Consider the following 16,815-nt stretch of genomic DNA (forward strand, 5'->3'; position numbering starts at 1 on the left):
AAATGATAAAAATCGAATTGAAAAATAAAGACAATCAGATTATTACTGGCCGAATCGATCACGAGAAGCCAGAAGCGCCATTCGTGGCGGAGGGAGACACGTTAGCGGTATTAGCAATTAAACAGTACCTTTATCAAGTTGGCGATAAAATTGTAGTGACTTATACAGGGGCTACCCCTTATTTGATGGTTCAATTAGATGAAACTTTGGCTCCTTCATTGATTTATCTAAAAGAAAAAGTTTGGGAATATCAAATTTCATTAGAAGAATCTGCTCGAAAAGCTTTTGTTGATACGGCCTTTCATTCAGCAAGGCACCAAATAATGGTTCGACAAGCGCACACGTTTGAAAAAGACAATTATCAAAATCTTTCTATGAATACACATGACCAAAAAGAATATTCAGGAGCCTATCCTCATGCGTATGCAAACGTTGAAACGAGAGACGATGCTGTTTTCTTTGCGAAAAATGCTATTGATTCTAAGTTTGGTAACCTTTCTCATGGCTCGTATCCATTTGCTTCTTGGGGAATTAACCAACAAAAGGAGGCACAGTTAACGATTGACTTTGGCAGACCTGTAGAAACGGACTGGATCCGCTTGCTATTTCGGGCGGATTACCCACATGATAGCTATTGGGAGGAAGTCACTTTAGCCTTTTCAGATGGAGAGGAACGAGTAGTTGCCACAACGAATACCGCCTGTTTTCAAGAAATAAAGTTCCCAATGAAAACAACACAAACTTTGACATTAAAATGCTTACGAAAAGCGCTGGACTCTTCTCCATTTCCAGCGTTGACCCAAATTGAAGTATTCGGTCGGAATAAATAACAAGAGGTCGGGACAGAACCGTTTAGCTCCGAGAAATAAGAAGAAATTTCCGAAAATTGATCTTTGATTTTTGGAGAATTTCGGCTTATTTCCGAAGGAGTTGGTTCTGTTCCCGCCGTTTATCAGTTTTTGAGCGTGGAGCAAAAATCCAAAGTGATTTTTGTCCCCCGCTCTTGTTTTTAAGAGAAATAATCAAGAAAGGTCGCTTTTTATTTTCTTTTACGTTATAATACAATAAGTTAATATGTTAACAAGTTAAGGAGTGATGGAGATGTGTAGTCAAGAAAATAAACAAAGACTGATCTCTCTAGGAGAAAATGTCACAGATGAATGGATTCAAACGCAATTAAATGAATGCGTTTCAAAAATTGCTAAAAATATGCAGCGTTTCGGAACACAGTTTCCTTCAGCTTGTGCTACGAATGGTCGATATCGTCTCAAAGCTAACGATGATTGGACCAATGGCTTTTGGACAGGCATGCTTTGGCTGGCATATGAGTGGTCTCACCAAGAAAAATTTCGTTTACTGGCAATGGAAAATATTGACAGCTTTCAACAACGATTAGAGGAGCATTTTGTTTTGGACCACCATGACATTGGTTTTTTATATAGTCTATCGGCGGGTGCTGGGTATAAAATTACCGGTGATGAGCGCTGTAAACAAGAAGTGCTAGCTGCCGCTGAAGTATTGTCAGCACGATTCCAAGAAAATGGCTCCTTCATTCAAGCGTGGGGCCATTATGGTGATCCCAAAGAATATCGATTAATTATCGACTCATTAATGAATTTACCGCTTTTATTTGAAGCAACTAAATTATCTGGAAATAGGGTTTATGAGGAAATTGCCTCACGTCACTATCATACGTTAATGAAAACGGTGATTAAATCCGATGCGACAACTTATCATACCTATTATTTTGATCCAGAAACAGGCAAACCAAAACATGGAGCTACGCATCAAGGACATAGTGATACTTCCATTTGGGCACGAGGCCAAAGTTGGGCAATTTTAGGGATTCCCCTAAACGAAACATTTCTCCATTCCCAACCATTTCCAGAAATTTATCCACAAATAGTGGAGGTTTTTCTAGCTCATTTGCCAGCAGATTTAATTCCCTATTGGGATTTTGATTTTAATGACCAAATGCCATCTGACAAAGATAGCTCGGCGCTGGCAATTGCGGCATGTGGTTTATTGGAAGCAGACAAACTACAGGCTTTTCCTCAAGCGAAAGAGCTTGCCAAAGGAATGATTTATCAATTAGGAGAATATTATCGTACGCAAAATGATTCCGAAAATGAAGGACTGCTACTCCATGGTGTTTACGCACATGCAGAAGGAAAAGGGATTGATGAACCCAATTTATGGGGCGATTATTTTTACATGGAAGCCTTAATGCGTTTAGCAAAACCATCATGGCAAAGATACTGGTAAAGGGGAAAAAAGATGCAAACGTTTGAGATTAAAGAAGACTTTTTATTAAATGGACAACCAATAAAAATTATTAGCGGGGCGATTCATTACTTTCGAATGACACCTAGCCAATGGGAAGATAGCCTCTATAATCTGAAAGCTTTAGGAGCTAATACAGTAGAAACCTACATTCCTTGGAATATTCATGAACCAGAAGAAGGCGTATACGATTTTGAAGGAATGAAAAACATTGAAGCATTTGTCCGCTTGGCAGAAAAACTGAATTTACTAGTTATTCTGCGTCCTTCGGCTTATATTTGTGCAGAATGGGAGTTTGGTGGCTTACCAGCATGGCTTTTGAAAGAAAAAGGTGTGCGATTACGTTCGACAGATCCTATTTTTATGACTAAAGTTCGTAACTATTTTCAAGTATTATTGCCTAAACTAGCACCGATGCAGATAACACAAGGTGGACCAGTGATCATGATGCAGGTTGAAAATGAATATGGGTCCTATGGCATGGAGAAAGCGTACTTACAACAAACCAAGCAGATAATGGAAGAACTGGGGATTGAGGTTCCTCTTTTTACATCTGATGGCGCTTGGGAAGAGGTTTTGGATGCGGGGACGTTAATTGAAGAGGATGTTTTTGTGACAGGAAATTTTGGTAGTCATTCGAAAGAAAATGCTGCCGTTTTGAAAAAATTTATGACTCGTCATGGTAAAAAATGGCCGTTGATGTGCATGGAATACTGGGATGGGTGGTTCAATCGTTGGGGCGAACCAGTGATTCAGCGGGAAGGTACCGACTTGGCGAAAGAAGTAAAAGATATGCTGGCAGTGGGTTCTTTAAATCTCTATATGTTTCATGGAGGAACAAATTTCGGCTTTTATAACGGGTGTTCGGCGCGAGGTGCAAAAGATTTACCTCAAGTCACTAGCTATGATTATGATGCTTTATTAACAGAAGCAGGAGAACCAACAGAAAAATATTATGCCGTTCAAAAAGCAATTAAAGAAGTATGTCCAGAAGTTTGGCAAGCACAACCACGCACGAAAAAACTGGGGAATTTAGGAAGCTTTCCAGTAACTGCTAGCGTATCCTTATTCGCAGTAAAAGATCAAATGATGACACCGAAGACCACCGCGTATCCATTAAGTATGGAAGAAGCTGGCTCAGGCTATGGCTACTTGCTTTATTCGTTTGATTTAAAAAATTATCATCATGAAAATAAACTAAAAGTCGTCGAGGCCAGTGATCGTTTACACATTTATGTAGATGGAGATTTAGCTGCTACCCAATATCAAGAGACAGTGGGAGAAGAGCTACTGATTTCAGGACAAACTGAAAAAGACACACTTGCGTTAGATATCTTAGTGGAAAACTTAGGTCGCGTTAATTATGGCTTTAAATTAAATAATCCGACACAAAGTAAAGGAATTCGAGGTGGAGTGATGCAAGACATTCATTTTCACCAAGGCTATCAACACTATCCCTTAACTTTTTCACAAGAGCAATTAGCCAAGATTGATTACACAGCTGGAAAAAATCCATTGCAGCCTTCATTTTATCAAGTAACATTTGAATTAGAACAGCTAGCAGACACGTATATTGACTGTCGAGGCTACGGCAAAGGATTCGTTGTGGTCAATGGTCATCATCTAGGTCGTTATTGGGAAATAGGACCCATTCATTCGCTGTATTGTCCCAAAGAATTTTTACAGCAAGGACAAAATGAAGTAGTAATTTTTGAAACAGAGGGAATTGAAATTGAGTACTTGAAATTTACGAATCAAGTAATCATAGATTAAAAAAATAGAAGTAGAAGCTGAAATTTATTCGGCTTCTACTTCTATTTTGGTTTTGAAATATTTCCAATGTTTATAACTAATAATATATTCAGCAACACTACCATCTGCGAGATAGGAATGTTTAACTTGTTTAACAGCGGGTTCACGAAAACTTAATTGAAGTAAGTTCAATAACTCAGCATCTTCGGGAAAGACAATTTCATTTGTTTCTACAGAAGCTAACGAGAAGAGGTCTACTGAAAAATCTTTACGGACTCGTTCATACACACTTGCATAAGCTGTGAGGTCCTTTGAGAGCGGCTCTTTAACAAGCTTTTTGGGAAGATGTGTGATATGTACGAGAAAGGGTGTATCTTCAGAATAGCGTACACGCTTGATTCTATAATAAGAAGCGTTAGCTGGTAAGCCTAATTCCTTTAAAATTTCGGCTTGATTTTCTTCTTCAATTGAAAGGACTTTAACTTTTTCAGAGTCTAAAGAATGCAACTCGATATCAGAAAATTTTACATTTTGAGAAACTTTTGATTTCGAAACAAAGGTCCCTTTTCCTTGGATACGATACAAGTAACCTGCACTGGTCAGCTCATTCAGTGCTTTGACAGCTGTGATAGAACTAACAGCATATTTTCGTTTAATATCGGCTTCAGAATAAAATTTATCACCAGGAATAAAGGTATGATTTTTTATTTCACGTAAAAGGTCTTGTTTAATTTGTTCATATTTAGGTAACATGCGATTGCCTCCATTCTAGTAATCGAATGAATTAAGCATAACATGTTAACTAGCCTTTAGCAAACACTTTGAAAAAGAGGAAAGACAATTTTTATTTAAAGAATTCAAAAAAATAAATTCAATATATTAAGATATTAGGTTTACGGATAACTTAGTATGTGTTATAGTAAGTTCGTAGAGAACATAACATGTTAAGTAGGGTCACCTACATCTAGGGAGGGAAATTCGTGGAAAACATTGTACTAATTAGTCATGGTAGCATGGCTGAAGGCGTCAAAGTTAGCTTAGAAATGATCGTTGGTCGGCAAGAACACGTGCATACAGTCTCATTACGACCAGATAGCGACAATCTTCAATTTGAGAAAGAGCTAAATGAAAAAATGAAAGCCCTTAACGGTACGACACTGATTATTGCTGATTTACTAGGAGGAACGCCATGTAACGTGGCAACTAAGAATTATTTGAATGTTGACGGAGTGGAAATTATTGCAGGGATGACGCTCTCTGTTGTGATTGAAGCAGTGGTTAATCAACAGGCTTCGATTAAAGAATTAGTTTGTTTAGCACAAGAAAATATTGTTGATGTAAAAGCTGGGATGAATCAAGCAGAACAAGAGATTTCAGAAGCCAGCAAAGAAAAAGAATTAAGTAACTATAGTCAATATGCTGGAAAAGAAAATATTGTAAACACACGGATTGATGAACGGTTAATTCATGGACAAGTAGCGGGAATTTGGTCGACAAGTCTTAGTACACAGCGAATAATTGTAGCCAATGATGAGGCGGCTACAGATCCTTTACAAAAATCATCTTTGAGAATGGCAGCGCCTTCTTCGATGCGTTTATCTGTTCTTGGAGTAGAGGCTGCCGCTAAAAATATTCAATCAGGAAAATATGGTAAACAGCGTTTATTTTTATTATTTAAAAATCCGAAAGATGTGCTCCGCTTTATCGAAGCGCAAGGACCTATCAAAACTGTAAATGTTGGGAATATGAGTTACAAAGAAGGAGCACGCGAAGTAACAAAAAGTATTCAAGTTTTACCAGAAGAAGAACAAATTTTTGAAACAATCGCTTCAAAAGGCGTCACTGTGACAGCCCAATTAGTTCCAAACGATCCAGTCGTTGATTTTATGAAAAAATTACGCGGCTAAAACTGTCAGACTAAGAAAGAATATTTTTAAATTTAGGAGGAAATTTCAATGCATTTAGCAGCGTATCAAATTATTTTAATTACTATTTATGCGTTTATTGCTATTAATGACTCACTTATTTCAAATACGTTGACGCAACCAGCTATTGCTGGAATGATTTCTGGAATGATTATGGGAGATTTAAAAACTGGTTTAATGGTTGGCGGCACTCTTCAATTAATGCGTTTAGGAATTGCTGCTTTTGGTGGAGCATCGGTACCTGATTATTTCACAGGGGCTGTTTTAGGAACCGCTTTCGCTGTAATCTCTGGAAAAGGAGCGGAGTATGGCATTGGTTTAGCTGTTCCTGTTTCTCTGTTGATGTTGCAACTAGATGTAGTCGCCCGTTTTTGTAATGTCTTTTTACTTCATAGTGTCGATAAAGCGATTGATAAGATGCAAGTAAAACGGATTCCACGCTTAGTTTTATCTGGTTCTGTTCTGTGGGGACTGTCTCGTGCCATTCCGATTTTATTAATGTTATTAGCGGGGGATGTTGTAGTAACAACGATTACCGATAACATGCCAGAATGGCTAATGACGGGCTTAAAAACAGCTGGAGGAGTATTACCTGTTGTCGGTGTAGGGATTTTATTACGTTACTTGCCAACGAAGCAATATATCCCCTATTTACTATTAGGCTTTTTCTTAGCGGCTTATTTAAAAGTTCCAATGTTAGGTGTTTCGATAGTTGGGATGGTAGCAGCGATGCTTGTATTTAAACGTGATGGGGCAAAAAGCACGACACAAGCAACAACAGGAAATGGTGATTTTGAAGGAGGATATGACGGCGATGAGTAAGCATAAACTGACAAAAAAAGAATTAAATGCAATTAGCTGGCGTTATATTTTAGGAAGCCAATTAAACTGGAACTATGAACGTATGATGAGTTCAGGATATTTATACGGCATCTTACCTGTTTTAAAAAAATTCTATGGTCATGATGAAGCACAATTTCAAGATATGATGCGCACACACAATCAATTTTTTAACACCAATGCTATTTTTGGGAATTTAATTATGGGGATTGATGTTGCGATTGAAGAGCAAGATGGCTATAAAGCGAAAGAAACAATTATTGCGCTAAAAACAGCTCTGATGGGTTCTTTGGCAGGTGTTGGGGACTCTTTATTCCACGTTATTTGGGGGACGATTTTCGGCTCTGTTGCAGGGACACTGGCTCAAAATGGTTCGGTGGTGGGCTGTGTTATTTGGATTATTGCAAATATTGCACTATTGTTTGGTCGGGCCGCGCTCTTACCACTTGGTTATAAGCAAGGGGTCAAACTAGTGACGACCTTAAAAGACAAGTTATCTGCCTTTACGAATGCAGCAACTGTTCTTGGTGTGACTGTGATTGGTGCCTTAATTCCTTCAGTTATCAAGGCGACAGTTCCTTTTGTTTATAAAAAGAACGGGGTCGAATTAGTTATTCAAGATACGTTAGATGCGATTTTGCCTTCCTTAGTTCCAATCTTACTTGTTCTTTTAACTTATTGGATGTTAGGTCAAAAGAAATTAAATTCCACACGAGTGATTTGGATTATTTTAATTTTATCGATTGTTTTGAGTGCCTTTGGTATTTTGGCGTAAAAAGTATATTAAGTGATTTTCAGAGAGTCGGAGAGTGTAGAAAGTATTTTTCTTCACTCTTTTTCTCTAATTTGGATGTAAGCGTTTTACGATAATTTTTTAGGAGGAGAAAGAATGAAAAACAGGAAAATATGGGTAATGCTGGTCGGACTGTTTACTGCTTTGATGAGTGGATTTATGGGAACCACTCTTACTTTGGCAGAAGAAAACGAAGCGAGCCAAACGATTGAGCAACCCTCTTACATTTCAGATTTCCCCAATCAAGTTGGGCATTGGCAAGATTTGGTGGGAACAGCAGAAAAAAAGAATGATTCTGCTGGTTTATGGATAGCAAACACGAAGCAAGGGACAAACCTCGAATCTGTCTCTATCAATCTTGATGCACGCGAACAATCTTCAGGAGATCTTGAACTAACCTTTTTATATGAAGGGCAAAGTAACTTCGGATTGGTTTTTCGCGGAGATAAACAAAAGACGAGTCAATGGCAATCTTTTGCTTATAATCGTGACGGTCGCTGGCAGTTAGGACAACCAGGCGGTAAATGGCTAACTAATATTCCGGGACCAACATTACTAAGTGGCCAACAATATAAACTGCTAGTTCGCTATGATGGGAAAAAAATTCAAACATTCCTGAATGATCAATTATTTTATGAAAATGAAGAGGTTCATTATCCTGATGGTACGTCCATTAATGATGACTGGATGGGTGCTGTAGGAATTAGACTATTTGGTAATCTATCAAAGCTGAATATCATTTCTATGAAAAGTGGCCCCGTTGGTAGCATTCCTGTTATCGATTCATCTGCAGAATACCGAGAATTAAAAGAAAAATGGCGAAATCAGCTTGTTTCAAAAGAATATGATTCAACTAACCAAGCGCTTGTAGACTACGTCCAAAAAATCTCCAATGAAGCAACAGAACTCGATCAAACGATGAATAAAGAGCCGAACCGCAGCTATTTATGGCCACTAGAGCCTGGCAATACGCCATCGGCTGATTTAACGACTCAATTTACCAAATTGCAAAAATTAGCGTTAGCCTATGGAACGAAGGGGAGTACGCTTTACCAAGATGACAAATTGGCAGCAACCATTATTGATGGCTTAGATTTTATGGTAACGCAAAAAGGATATGATGGGAAAAAGTACCATGGAAATTGGTGGGACTGGCAAATTGGTGTGCCACAGAAGTTTCTTAATATTCTAATGATTTTAGAGGATAAAGTTTCTCCAGAAAAGCAACAAATCTATACAAATGCGCTGAGCAGTTATGTCCCAGATCCGTTTAAACAGTTGTATACAAAACCACAAGGAACGTTTGTGGATTTAGCTTTTATCCCAAATTTTGTGACATCAGGAGCGAACCGAACGGACTTAGCTTTAACTGTTTTGGGGTTAGGAATTTTACAAAAGGATAGCGGGAAAATTAACCAAGCATCCAGTAGTATCGTCGATGTATTTAAATTAGTCACAAAAGGTGATGGTTTTTACCAAGATGGTTCTTTTATCCAGCACAATAACATTCCTTATACAGGTTCGTATGGCAATGTTTTGGTGAAAGGGGTTGGACAAATTTTGGCCATTACAGCAGATTCATCTTTTCAAATGGATGCAACTCTTGTGACAGAATTTGTTGAAAATGTTGATCGTGCCTTTCTTCCTTTGATTTATAAAGGTGAAATGCTACCAACCGTGAATGGCCGTTCCATCTCAAGAGCCCCAGCAGTTGGAAAAACAGGCTACGGCTCAACTACCATGTATAATTTATTAATTGTGGCTAAATTTGCCCCTAATAATTATCAAAAGAAATTTCAAGAAGCCGTTAAATATTGGATGAAGGAGAACCCAGATTATTATTTGACAAATGCTCGTGATTTTAATGATTTACAGATGACTATGCAACTTTTAACTAATCCAGAAATTACGGGAGGGCAACTTCCTTTTACAGGCACGAAACTTTATGCTTCGATGGATCGATTTGTCCAACGCACACCTAGTTATATGTTTGGGCTAGGCTTGTATTCAAAGCGCACTGCATCTTTTGAAGCAGGGAATAAAGAAAATAAACGTGGCTGGCACACTGGTGACGGAATGATGTACGTATATAATGATGACGAGGTTCAATTTAATTCCAGCTATTGGCCAACTGTAGATCCCTATCGACTACCAGGAACAACGGTAGATACCATTTCTTTGGCAGATGAAGTTTCAGCATTTACAACAATCACATCGAAAGAGCAATGGGTTGGTGGAGTAACGTCAGACAATCAGGCAGTAGTAGGGATGGCTCTTAATAAAGACGGGACCAAAAATAATGGGAAACTTTTACCTATGAACCTACAAGCTAAAAAATCTTGGTTTGTATTAAATGGGCAAATTATCGCATTAGGCGCAGGAATTAAAGGGGATACAGAAGCTTCGATTGAGACAGTTGTTGATAATCGTTTGTTAAATGATGCGTATCAGTATCAAGTGCTATCAAATATTGGGGAGATTCATGAGAAAAATGAAACGAGTAAAAAACAATGGTTATTACTAAAGTCGGATCATTCCAATGCTAATATGGGTTATTATTTTCCAGAAGAAACAACGGTAAATGTTAAAAGTGAAACTAGAAAAGGAACCTATAAAGCAATTAATGAAGCATTTCCAAGTGATAAAGAATATGTAGGTGATTATCGAACATTTACGATTCAACATGGTCAACACCCAACGAACGAGCATTATGCTTATGTAGTTTTACCAGGAATCGATGAAACTGATTTAAAAACATATGCTGCCAAAAAAACAGTAGAAGTTCTCTCAAATACAGAAGAAATTCAAGCAGTTAAGCAAGAAGAAGAAGGCTATCTTGGGGTTAACATTTGGTCAGAAACTGGCGGTACAATAGCAGGGATTACCTCAAATAAAGCTATTTCTTTAATGAGAAAGACACAACAACACCAAAAAACGTATACTTTCTCTGATCCCACACAAACAACTAAGACACTGACTTTAAAAATACCAAAAGATTACAGCACAGTAATTAGTCAAAGTGACGGAATCACTTATGATGATGCAACAGAAACCTTTACTATTAATTTTGAAAATGCTGCAGGAAGTAGTAAACAAATTATTGTAGAATAACTAAAAGAAATTAAAGTAGCCTCAAATTCCAGTTTAATCGGAATTTGAGGCTACTTTGTTGAAATTATTTAAGATTCTAACATTTCTGCAGGTAATAAAATCGTTTCACGATGGCCATCATCAAAAGCAAAAATTCGCGACGGATATGCCGTAGAATAACTAAATGGTAAGTCGATGGCCATTTCTACTGAACTATTTTCTTGAGAAAAATGGACAGTCACCTTGCCATTATTGTTCAACAAATCAAAGTGAAGTAAGTCGTTTAAAGGGATAACCCCTTTTAGATTTAAGTCAATAATCAACCAAATACTATCAATTAAGCCACTAGGTAAGCTAGAAACAACACCTAATGAAGCATAGCGGCTACGGTCACTATCAAAACGTTCAAACATATGGATGACCTCCTTTTTGTTTACTTACTTTTAGTATACTGCAAATTTAAAAAAAAGAAATTGTTTCGTTTGAAAATATTGCGTAGATTAGCAAAAATTTAATATTCCTCTGTAGCTTCCTAGCTTTGCAGGTGTCATCATTTATGTGAAGAAATCAAGACATGCAGTAAAAAGAAAATGGGACGTACGTTGTTTCAACGTACATCCCATTTCTAAAACTTAAGAGAATCAGCTGAACAAAAGTGTACTCTTTATTCGGCTAATTCTGGTTCAGTCGTTTCAGCAGCTGTTCCTTCTTCTTCTTCAGGAGCAGTTTGTGCTTCAACAATAGCAACTAGTTGTTCTTCTGGATCAGTTAAAATTTCATAGTCTTTGTGTTCAGGTAAATCAGCGATTGTAAGAGCATCACCAATTTCTAAGTTTGTAATATCTACTTCAATTGATTCTGGCAATTTATCTGGTGTGGCTGCCACTAAAACAGTGTACAAGTTTTGAGCTAAGGTACCCCCAGCTTTCACACCTGCAGATTCACCAATTAATTGAACTTCTGCTTCGACTTCTGTTGTTTCTTTCATATTTACAGATAAGAATTCAACATGAAGCATTTGACCAGTAAAGGTATCTAATTGTGCTTTCGACATTAATGTGTTGATGTTTTTGCCATCAACTGTCATTTTAATAACGGTGTTAGCACCATGTTCGCGTAAAATTTTTGATAAGTCTTTTTCTTCAAAATAGATTGGTGTACTTTCAATTTGGTAACCGTAAACAATGGCAGGTACTTTCCCTTCGTGACGTAGCTGATTTCTTAGTGAACGTGGACGGATAGCTCTTTCTTTAACTTCTAATTGTACTGACATAACCTAATTCCTCCTTGAAATAATGAGTGATTTGGTTAAACTCAGAAACAAAACATAATGGAAAAAAGAAACTCTTTTTTCAGTTGTTCTTGTCTAGAAAAATGCTAACAATAATCAAAAAATCCCCACAAATATTGCCAGGCAACACTCATGGGAATGGTTCATTGTTATCGTTGTTCTCTCCCAGGTCATTACGCTGTTTTTGAGAAACCTTTATTTACTTTACTTATTAACCGTAACACTTATATTTTTATACGTCAAGGAATTACCTTTTTCTACTTTTCATCTTTAACGGATTCCACTATACTAATACCAGAATGGAGCGGAACAATGCGATTAGATAAATTACTAGAAGAACTTCAGTTTGGATCACGCAAAACGGTGAAACGAATAATCAGAGGCAAGCAGGTCACTGTGGATGGCATCGTGACATTAAATGAAAGCCAAAACGTCGATGCGCAATTACAAATGATTAAAGTAAAAGGACAATTAATTTCGCATAAGACACATGTGTACTACATGTTGAATAAGCCAAAAGGTGTGGTTAGCGCTGTCTCAGATGCATCTAAAAAAACAGTCATTGATTTGATTGCGCCGCAAGACAGACGCCCTGGTCTTTATCCAGTGGGAAGACTCGATGGCGATACGGAAGGGTTACTTCTATTAACAGATAATGGACAATTAGGGTATCAATTAATTCGGCCAAATAAAGAAGTAGCGAAATGTTATGAAGTGAAAGTCAATGGTTTGGTCTCTGCAGAAGATTGTGCTAAATTTAAAGATGGGATTGTTTTGCAAGGAGGCATTCAATGTAAGCCAGCAAAAATAACTGTTCTTGCAGCAACTGAAACGGAGAGTCATGTTTTCCTGACTATTCAAGAAGGAAAATTTCACCAAGTGAAAAAAATGTTTTTATCTGTGGGGAAAAAAGTGACTGCTTTAAAACGCCAAACTATGGGGCCGTTGCGGCTAGATCCGCAATTACCTTTAGGTGCTTATCGTTCATTAACAAGAGAAGAGTTACAATTGCTATTGCCTTATTTTTTTATTGAAAAACAACAAACAAGCAAAGCATTACCGAGTAATTTGAAAAGAGAAGAGGAACGGAAATGAAAACATTGCTTTTTGATGTTGATGATACATTGTTAGATTTTAAATTGGCTGAAAAGAAGGCGCTCCATGCCTTATTTGAAGAAGAAAATGTACCATTTACATCTGAAGTCGAGTCAACATACCACCGAATTAATCAAGGATTATGGCGTTCATTTGAAGAAGGAAAAATAACAAAAGATGTTCTCCTTGATACACGGTTTGGTTTATTGTTTGACGCGTTTAATCGAGAAGTTGATAGCGTTAAAATGGGAGAAAACTACCGAGAATATTTAAGTCAAGGACATGACTTGCTTGGCAATAGTCAACGTATCTTGGAAAAATTAGCACCCCATTATGATTTATATATTGTGACAAACGGAGTGGCAAAAACACAGTATCGTCGGTTGGAAGAGTCGAAATTAATGCCTTATTTTAAAGATATTTTTGTTTCAGAAGAAGTGGGTTATCAAAAACCGATGAAAGAGTATTTTGATTTTGTTTTTGAACGGATTCCTAATTTTAGTCGAGAAAAAACAATGATTATTGGTGATTCTTTGCATTCAGATATTCAAGGAGGCCAACAAGCGAAAATTCAAACTGTTTGGCTCAATCCGACCTCCGCTCCAGCAACACCAACAATTCAACCCAATTATACGATTCAACAGCTAGATGAGTTGTTACCAATTCTTGGGCATTAAAAAAACAACATTTCCTGTACAGGAAATGTTGTTTTTTTAACTTAAATGTAACCGTAAGCGAACCATATCCTTTAAAGGCAAGCCGTTTTCTATAATGGGCTCATCATAATGATGGATAAAAAAATCTGGTTCAATATGTGTCATTCGAAAACCGACTTTTTGGTAGAGATATAGCTGTTGAAAGCCTGTGCTCCCAGTCCCAATCTCCAAGTAATCATACTTTTCTTTTTTGGCAAAATCAATGGCAAAATGTAATAATTCTTGCCCGATGCCCCGCCCTCGGCTTTCTTCTGAGACAGCGATGTTTACGATTTCCAATGTCCGTGGGTGAGTCGGCAACAGGACTAAAATTCCTTGAAGTTCTTCAGTCTGATAGTCAAAGCAAATACCGCGGGTAATGTAATCTGCCACCATTTTTTTTGAGGGATCTGCCTCATAAAGAAGAGCGTAATGCGCAGTTGTAAGTGCTTCTTTTTTGACTTTTTTAATCATAGGTAGGATTCTCCTTTTATTGATAAGTATACTGTAATTGAAAGAAGTGTGGGCAGATTTTTCATAAGAAGATAAAAATCACATGAAAAGTCTTGGAAAAGGTCTGGCATTCTTCAGAGTTTTCATTATAATAGTAAAAGACAATGAAGTTTTTGAAAAGAAAGAGGTTTATACATGAAAGATAGTCAGCCAATTATCATTGGTGTTACTGGCGGATCAGGAAGCGGAAAAACCAGTGTTAGCCGTGCGATTTTTAATAATTTTCCCGATCATTCAATTATGATGTTAGAACAGGATTCTTATTATAAAGATCAGAGCCATTTGAGTTTTGAAGAACGTTTAAATACCAATTATGATCATCCTTTTGCGTTTGATACAGATTTATTGATTCAACATGTTGAACAACTGTTAAACTATCAAGCCATTGAAAAGCCAGTTTATGACTACGTTGCGCATACAAGAAGTACAGAAACGGTGATCCAAGAACCGAAAGAAGTAATTATTCTTGAAGGGATTTTAATTTTAGAAGATCGCCGCTTAAGGGATTTAATGGATATTAAAGTGTATGTGGATACAGATGATGACATCCGTATTATTCGTCGAATCAAGCGTGATATGGAAGAACGTGGCCGTACGTTGGATTCTGTGATTGAACAATATTTGACAGTCGTCAAGCCCATGTATCACCAATTTATTGAACCTACGAAACGTTATGCAGATATCATTGTGCCAGAAGGTGGCGAAAACCACGTCGCTATTGATTTAATTAATACAAAAGTGGATAGTATTTTAACAAAAATGTAATAGTTAGCTTAAATAGCCGTCTCAATATCAGAGTCGACTGTTTAAGCTTTTTTTGACTTTTAAAGGGTGGTTTTATCAAATATTTTAAGGGATAGCTAAAAAGTTGAAAATATTGCAAGAAACAATATGCTATAATTTTTTAAAGGAAAAGGAGGGAAGGGAATCTGAATGATAAAAAGAGGTGAGGTTTTTTATGCGAATCTCTCACCAGTTGTTGGTTCTGAACAAGGTGGGATTCGACCTGTCCTGATTATTCAAAATAACAAAGGTAACTTATTTAGTCCAACGTTGATTGTTGCACCGATTACCCGTAACGTAAGCAAGCGGCTGCAACCAACGCAAGTCCTCATCGAAATTCCCCATAACGAGTGCAGGACGCCATCACTTATTTTGTTAGAACAAATTCGAACATTGGATAAAGAACGAATGCTACACAAGGTTTGTCAACTTTCTCGTGAAGAGATGGAACAGGTCAATCAAGCTTTAAAAGTTAGCGTTGGTATCCGTTAATTTACATATAAAGAAATCGTTTTGGGGAAACGGTTTCTTTTTTTTGTTGAAATGGTTTCCAAATATTAGTTTTTCTCGTATAGTGAAAGAGGAGGTGATCACATGGATAAAATTCGTTATGGAATTATGAGTACTGCCCAAATTGTCCCAAGATTTGTAGCAGGGCTTCGAGAAAGCGCGCAAGCTGAAGTGCGCGGGATTGCATCAAGGCGTTTAGAGAATGCTCAAAAAATGGCTAAAGAATTAGCGATTCCGGTGGCTTATGGCAGTTATGAAGAGTTATGTAAGGATGAAACAATTGATATTATTTATATTCCCACCTACAATCAAGGACATTACTCAGCAGCTAAGCTTGCGTTATCACAAGGAAAACCCGTCCTACTGGAAAAACCATTTACATTAAATGCTGCTGAAGCAGAAGAACTCTTCGCAATCGCACAGGAGCAAGGGGTTTTTCTAATGGAAGCTCAGAAGTCTGTCTTTTTACCAATTACCCAAAAAGTAAAGGCGACAATTCAAGAAGGGAGATTGGGAGAGATTTTATGGGTTCAGTCAGTTACTGTCTATCCCAATGTGGATCATATTCCCTGGTTTTACTCGAGAGAAGCGGGTGGTGGAGCGCTTCATGGCTCAGGAAGTTATCCATTACAATACTTACAATACGTATTAGGGAAAGAGATTCAAGCGGTTACGGGAACCGCAACATATCAGCAAGGGGCGACGGATAGTCAATGTAATTTAGCTTTGAAATTTGCTGAAGGGACGCTGGGCAATATTTTTATTAATGTTGGTTTAAAGATACCTAGTGAAATGACCATTTGTGGTACAAAAGGGCAAATCGTTATTCCTAATTTCTGGAAAACAGATTGTGCTTATTATACAGATGCTCAAGGCAACACTGTCAAATGGTCTGAACAATTCACTAGTGAATTTACGTATGAAATCAATCATGTGAATCAATGTTTACAAGACAAAAAGTTAACTAGCCCCGTAATGACGAAAGAATTAACGATAGCAACCGTTAAAATTGTTGAAAGTTTTTATCAAGAATGGTTCGATAACGAATAATTATCATCACTTGCTATCCAAACTATTCTGTGTTAAAGTGTGTTTTATGCGACGAGTTGACTCAATCAGATAGCTTCGGCTATTCCGTTTTGACGGCTAGTGATTGTCAAACACAACGACACCAGATAGTACGGCTATCAGTTACCGGATTTGTAACGTGTCGGACAGAATACTTTTGTGGAGAAGGTTTCTGTC

At 37.4% G+C, this 16,815-nt stretch carries 16 protein-coding genes; 12 read left to right on the forward strand and 4 right to left on the reverse strand.

Features of this window, described 5'->3' with window-relative positions; genetic code table 11:
- Window positions 1-2: 2 nt before the first annotated feature.
- From IGI80_RS08220 to IGI80_RS08230, 3 genes are all read left to right on the forward strand, one after another.
- Window positions 3-830 (forward strand): hypothetical protein, encoded by an 828-nt coding sequence (locus IGI80_RS08220; RefSeq protein WP_438723211.1) that lies wholly within the window; start codon window positions 3-5, stop codon window positions 828-830.
- A 271-nt stretch (window positions 831-1,101) separates the two neighbouring features.
- The gene (locus IGI80_RS08225; protein WP_002390979.1) at window positions 1,102-2,265 is read left to right on the forward strand and encodes a glycoside hydrolase family 88 protein; all 1,164 of its coding nucleotides are present in this window, start codon (window positions 1,102-1,104) and stop codon (window positions 2,263-2,265) included.
- A 12-nt stretch (window positions 2,266-2,277) separates the two neighbouring features.
- Window positions 2,278-4,056, forward strand: a complete 1,779-nt coding sequence (locus IGI80_RS08230) for a glycoside hydrolase family 35 protein (RefSeq protein ID WP_174120903.1) — start codon at window positions 2,278-2,280, stop codon at window positions 4,054-4,056.
- Window positions 4,057-4,080: 24 nt separating this feature from the next.
- On the opposite strand, the gene IGI80_RS08235 is transcribed toward IGI80_RS08230, so the two are convergent.
- Complete coding sequence (locus tag IGI80_RS08235) at window positions 4,081-4,788, reverse strand: GntR family transcriptional regulator (RefSeq protein ID WP_002366233.1); 708 nt, start codon at window positions 4,786-4,788, stop codon at window positions 4,081-4,083.
- Between the two features lie 260 nt (window positions 4,789-5,048).
- On the opposite strand from IGI80_RS08235, the gene IGI80_RS08240 reads away from it, so the two are divergent.
- From IGI80_RS08240 to IGI80_RS08255, 4 genes are all read left to right on the forward strand, one after another.
- Window positions 5,049-5,942 carry a PTS mannose/fructose/sorbose transporter subunit IIAB gene (locus tag IGI80_RS08240; protein ID WP_002383065.1) on the forward strand — a complete coding sequence of 298 codons (894 nt, stop codon included), beginning with the start codon at window positions 5,049-5,051 and terminating at the stop codon, window positions 5,940-5,942.
- Between the two features lie 48 nt (window positions 5,943-5,990).
- Entirely contained in the window at window positions 5,991-6,782 is a 792-nt protein-coding gene (locus tag IGI80_RS08245; RefSeq protein WP_002355692.1) for a PTS mannose/fructose/sorbose/N-acetylgalactosamine transporter subunit IIC, read from the forward strand.
- Entirely contained in the window at window positions 6,775-7,575 is an 801-nt protein-coding gene (locus IGI80_RS08250) for a PTS system mannose/fructose/sorbose family transporter subunit IID (RefSeq protein WP_002383066.1), read from the forward strand. The genes IGI80_RS08245 and IGI80_RS08250 overlap by 8 nt, the downstream gene beginning before the upstream one ends.
- A 114-nt stretch (window positions 7,576-7,689) precedes the next feature.
- Entirely contained in the window at window positions 7,690-10,704 is a 3,015-nt protein-coding gene (locus IGI80_RS08255; RefSeq protein ID WP_289853721.1) for a polysaccharide lyase 8 family protein, read from the forward strand.
- Between the two features lie 68 nt (window positions 10,705-10,772).
- On the opposite strand, the gene IGI80_RS08260 is transcribed toward IGI80_RS08255, so the two are convergent.
- Window positions 10,773-11,096, reverse strand: coding sequence for a DUF960 domain-containing protein (locus tag IGI80_RS08260; RefSeq protein WP_002355697.1), 324 nt, complete (start codon window positions 11,094-11,096; stop codon window positions 10,773-10,775).
- Window positions 11,097-11,347: 251 nt separating this feature from the next.
- Entirely contained in the window at window positions 11,348-11,956 is a 609-nt protein-coding gene (locus IGI80_RS08265) for a 50S ribosomal protein L25/general stress protein Ctc (protein ID WP_002358773.1), read from the reverse strand.
- A gap of 330 nt (window positions 11,957-12,286) precedes the next feature.
- Between IGI80_RS08265 and IGI80_RS08270 the strand changes: the two genes are divergently transcribed.
- Both IGI80_RS08270 and IGI80_RS08275 read left to right on the forward strand, forming a co-directional pair.
- Window positions 12,287-13,069: a 16S rRNA pseudouridine(516) synthase gene (locus IGI80_RS08270; protein ID WP_002358774.1), complete on the forward strand. Its 783-nt coding sequence runs from the start codon at window positions 12,287-12,289 to the stop codon at window positions 13,067-13,069.
- The gene (locus IGI80_RS08275; RefSeq protein WP_002366238.1) at window positions 13,066-13,746 is read left to right on the forward strand and encodes a YjjG family noncanonical pyrimidine nucleotidase; all 681 of its coding nucleotides are present in this window, start codon (window positions 13,066-13,068) and stop codon (window positions 13,744-13,746) included. Before IGI80_RS08270 ends, IGI80_RS08275 begins: the two co-directional genes overlap by 4 nt.
- A 36-nt stretch (window positions 13,747-13,782) precedes the next feature.
- Here the strand turns inward: IGI80_RS08275 and IGI80_RS08280 are convergent, their stop codons facing one another.
- The gene (locus IGI80_RS08280; RefSeq protein ID WP_002366240.1) at window positions 13,783-14,238 is read right to left on the reverse strand and encodes a GNAT family N-acetyltransferase; all 456 of its coding nucleotides are present in this window, start codon (window positions 14,236-14,238) and stop codon (window positions 13,783-13,785) included.
- Between the two features lie 174 nt (window positions 14,239-14,412).
- On the opposite strand from IGI80_RS08280, the gene udk reads away from it, so the two are divergent.
- The 3 genes from udk (at window position 14,413) to IGI80_RS08295 (ending at window position 16,620) form a co-directional block, all read left to right on the forward strand.
- Window positions 14,413-15,042, forward strand: a complete 630-nt coding sequence (udk, locus tag IGI80_RS08285) for a uridine kinase (RefSeq protein WP_002355702.1) — start codon at window positions 14,413-14,415, stop codon at window positions 15,040-15,042.
- Window positions 15,043-15,210: 168 nt separating this feature from the next.
- On the forward strand, window positions 15,211-15,552 hold the full coding sequence (locus tag IGI80_RS08290; protein WP_002355703.1) for a type II toxin-antitoxin system PemK/MazF family toxin: 342 nt from the start codon (window positions 15,211-15,213) through the stop codon (window positions 15,550-15,552).
- A 102-nt stretch (window positions 15,553-15,654) separates the two neighbouring features.
- Window positions 15,655-16,620, forward strand: coding sequence for a Gfo/Idh/MocA family protein (locus tag IGI80_RS08295; protein WP_438723214.1), 966 nt, complete (start codon window positions 15,655-15,657; stop codon window positions 16,618-16,620).
- The last annotated feature ends 195 nt before the right edge of the window (window positions 16,621-16,815 follow it).

This window comes from Enterococcus sp. DIV1420a, from assembly GCF_051712165.1.
In the GTDB taxonomy this organism is placed as follows: domain Bacteria; phylum Bacillota; class Bacilli; order Lactobacillales; family Enterococcaceae; genus Enterococcus; species Enterococcus faecalis.

What these genes read in the sequence shown, in the direction of transcription:
- IGI80_RS08260 (WP_002355697.1), bottom strand. Translation starts at nt 11,096, where the DNA reads ATGTTTGAACGTTTTGATAGTGACCGTAGCCGCTATGCTTCATTAGGT.
- IGI80_RS08255 (WP_289853721.1), top strand. Translation starts at nt 7,690, where the DNA reads ATGAAAAACAGGAAAATATGGGTAATGCTGGTCGGACTGTTTACTGCT.
- IGI80_RS08265 (WP_002358773.1), bottom strand. Translation starts at nt 11,956, where the DNA reads ATGTCAGTACAATTAGAAGTTAAAGAAAGAGCTATCCGTCCACGTTCA.
- IGI80_RS08220 (WP_438723211.1), top strand. Translation starts at nt 3, where the DNA reads ATGATAAAAATCGAATTGAAAAATAAAGACAATCAGATTATTACTGGC.
- IGI80_RS08235 (WP_002366233.1), bottom strand. Translation starts at nt 4,788, where the DNA reads ATGTTACCTAAATATGAACAAATTAAACAAGACCTTTTACGTGAAATA.
- udk (WP_002355702.1), top strand. Translation starts at nt 14,413, where the DNA reads ATGAAAGATAGTCAGCCAATTATCATTGGTGTTACTGGCGGATCAGGA.
- IGI80_RS08295 (WP_438723214.1), top strand. Translation starts at nt 15,655, where the DNA reads ATGGATAAAATTCGTTATGGAATTATGAGTACTGCCCAAATTGTCCCA.
- IGI80_RS08230 (WP_174120903.1), top strand. Translation starts at nt 2,278, where the DNA reads ATGCAAACGTTTGAGATTAAAGAAGACTTTTTATTAAATGGACAACCA.
- IGI80_RS08225 (WP_002390979.1), top strand. Translation starts at nt 1,102, where the DNA reads ATGTGTAGTCAAGAAAATAAACAAAGACTGATCTCTCTAGGAGAAAAT.
- IGI80_RS08240 (WP_002383065.1), top strand. Translation starts at nt 5,049, where the DNA reads ATGGCTGAAGGCGTCAAAGTTAGCTTAGAAATGATCGTTGGTCGGCAA.
- IGI80_RS08250 (WP_002383066.1), top strand. Translation starts at nt 6,775, where the DNA reads ATGAGTAAGCATAAACTGACAAAAAAAGAATTAAATGCAATTAGCTGG.
- IGI80_RS08275 (WP_002366238.1), top strand. Translation starts at nt 13,066, where the DNA reads ATGAAAACATTGCTTTTTGATGTTGATGATACATTGTTAGATTTTAAA.
- IGI80_RS08245 (WP_002355692.1), top strand. Translation starts at nt 5,991, where the DNA reads ATGCATTTAGCAGCGTATCAAATTATTTTAATTACTATTTATGCGTTT.
- IGI80_RS08280 (WP_002366240.1), bottom strand. Translation starts at nt 14,238, where the DNA reads ATGATTAAAAAAGTCAAAAAAGAAGCACTTACAACTGCGCATTACGCT.
- IGI80_RS08270 (WP_002358774.1), top strand. Translation starts at nt 12,287, where the DNA reads ATGCGATTAGATAAATTACTAGAAGAACTTCAGTTTGGATCACGCAAA.
- IGI80_RS08290 (WP_002355703.1), top strand. Translation starts at nt 15,211, where the DNA reads ATGATAAAAAGAGGTGAGGTTTTTTATGCGAATCTCTCACCAGTTGTT.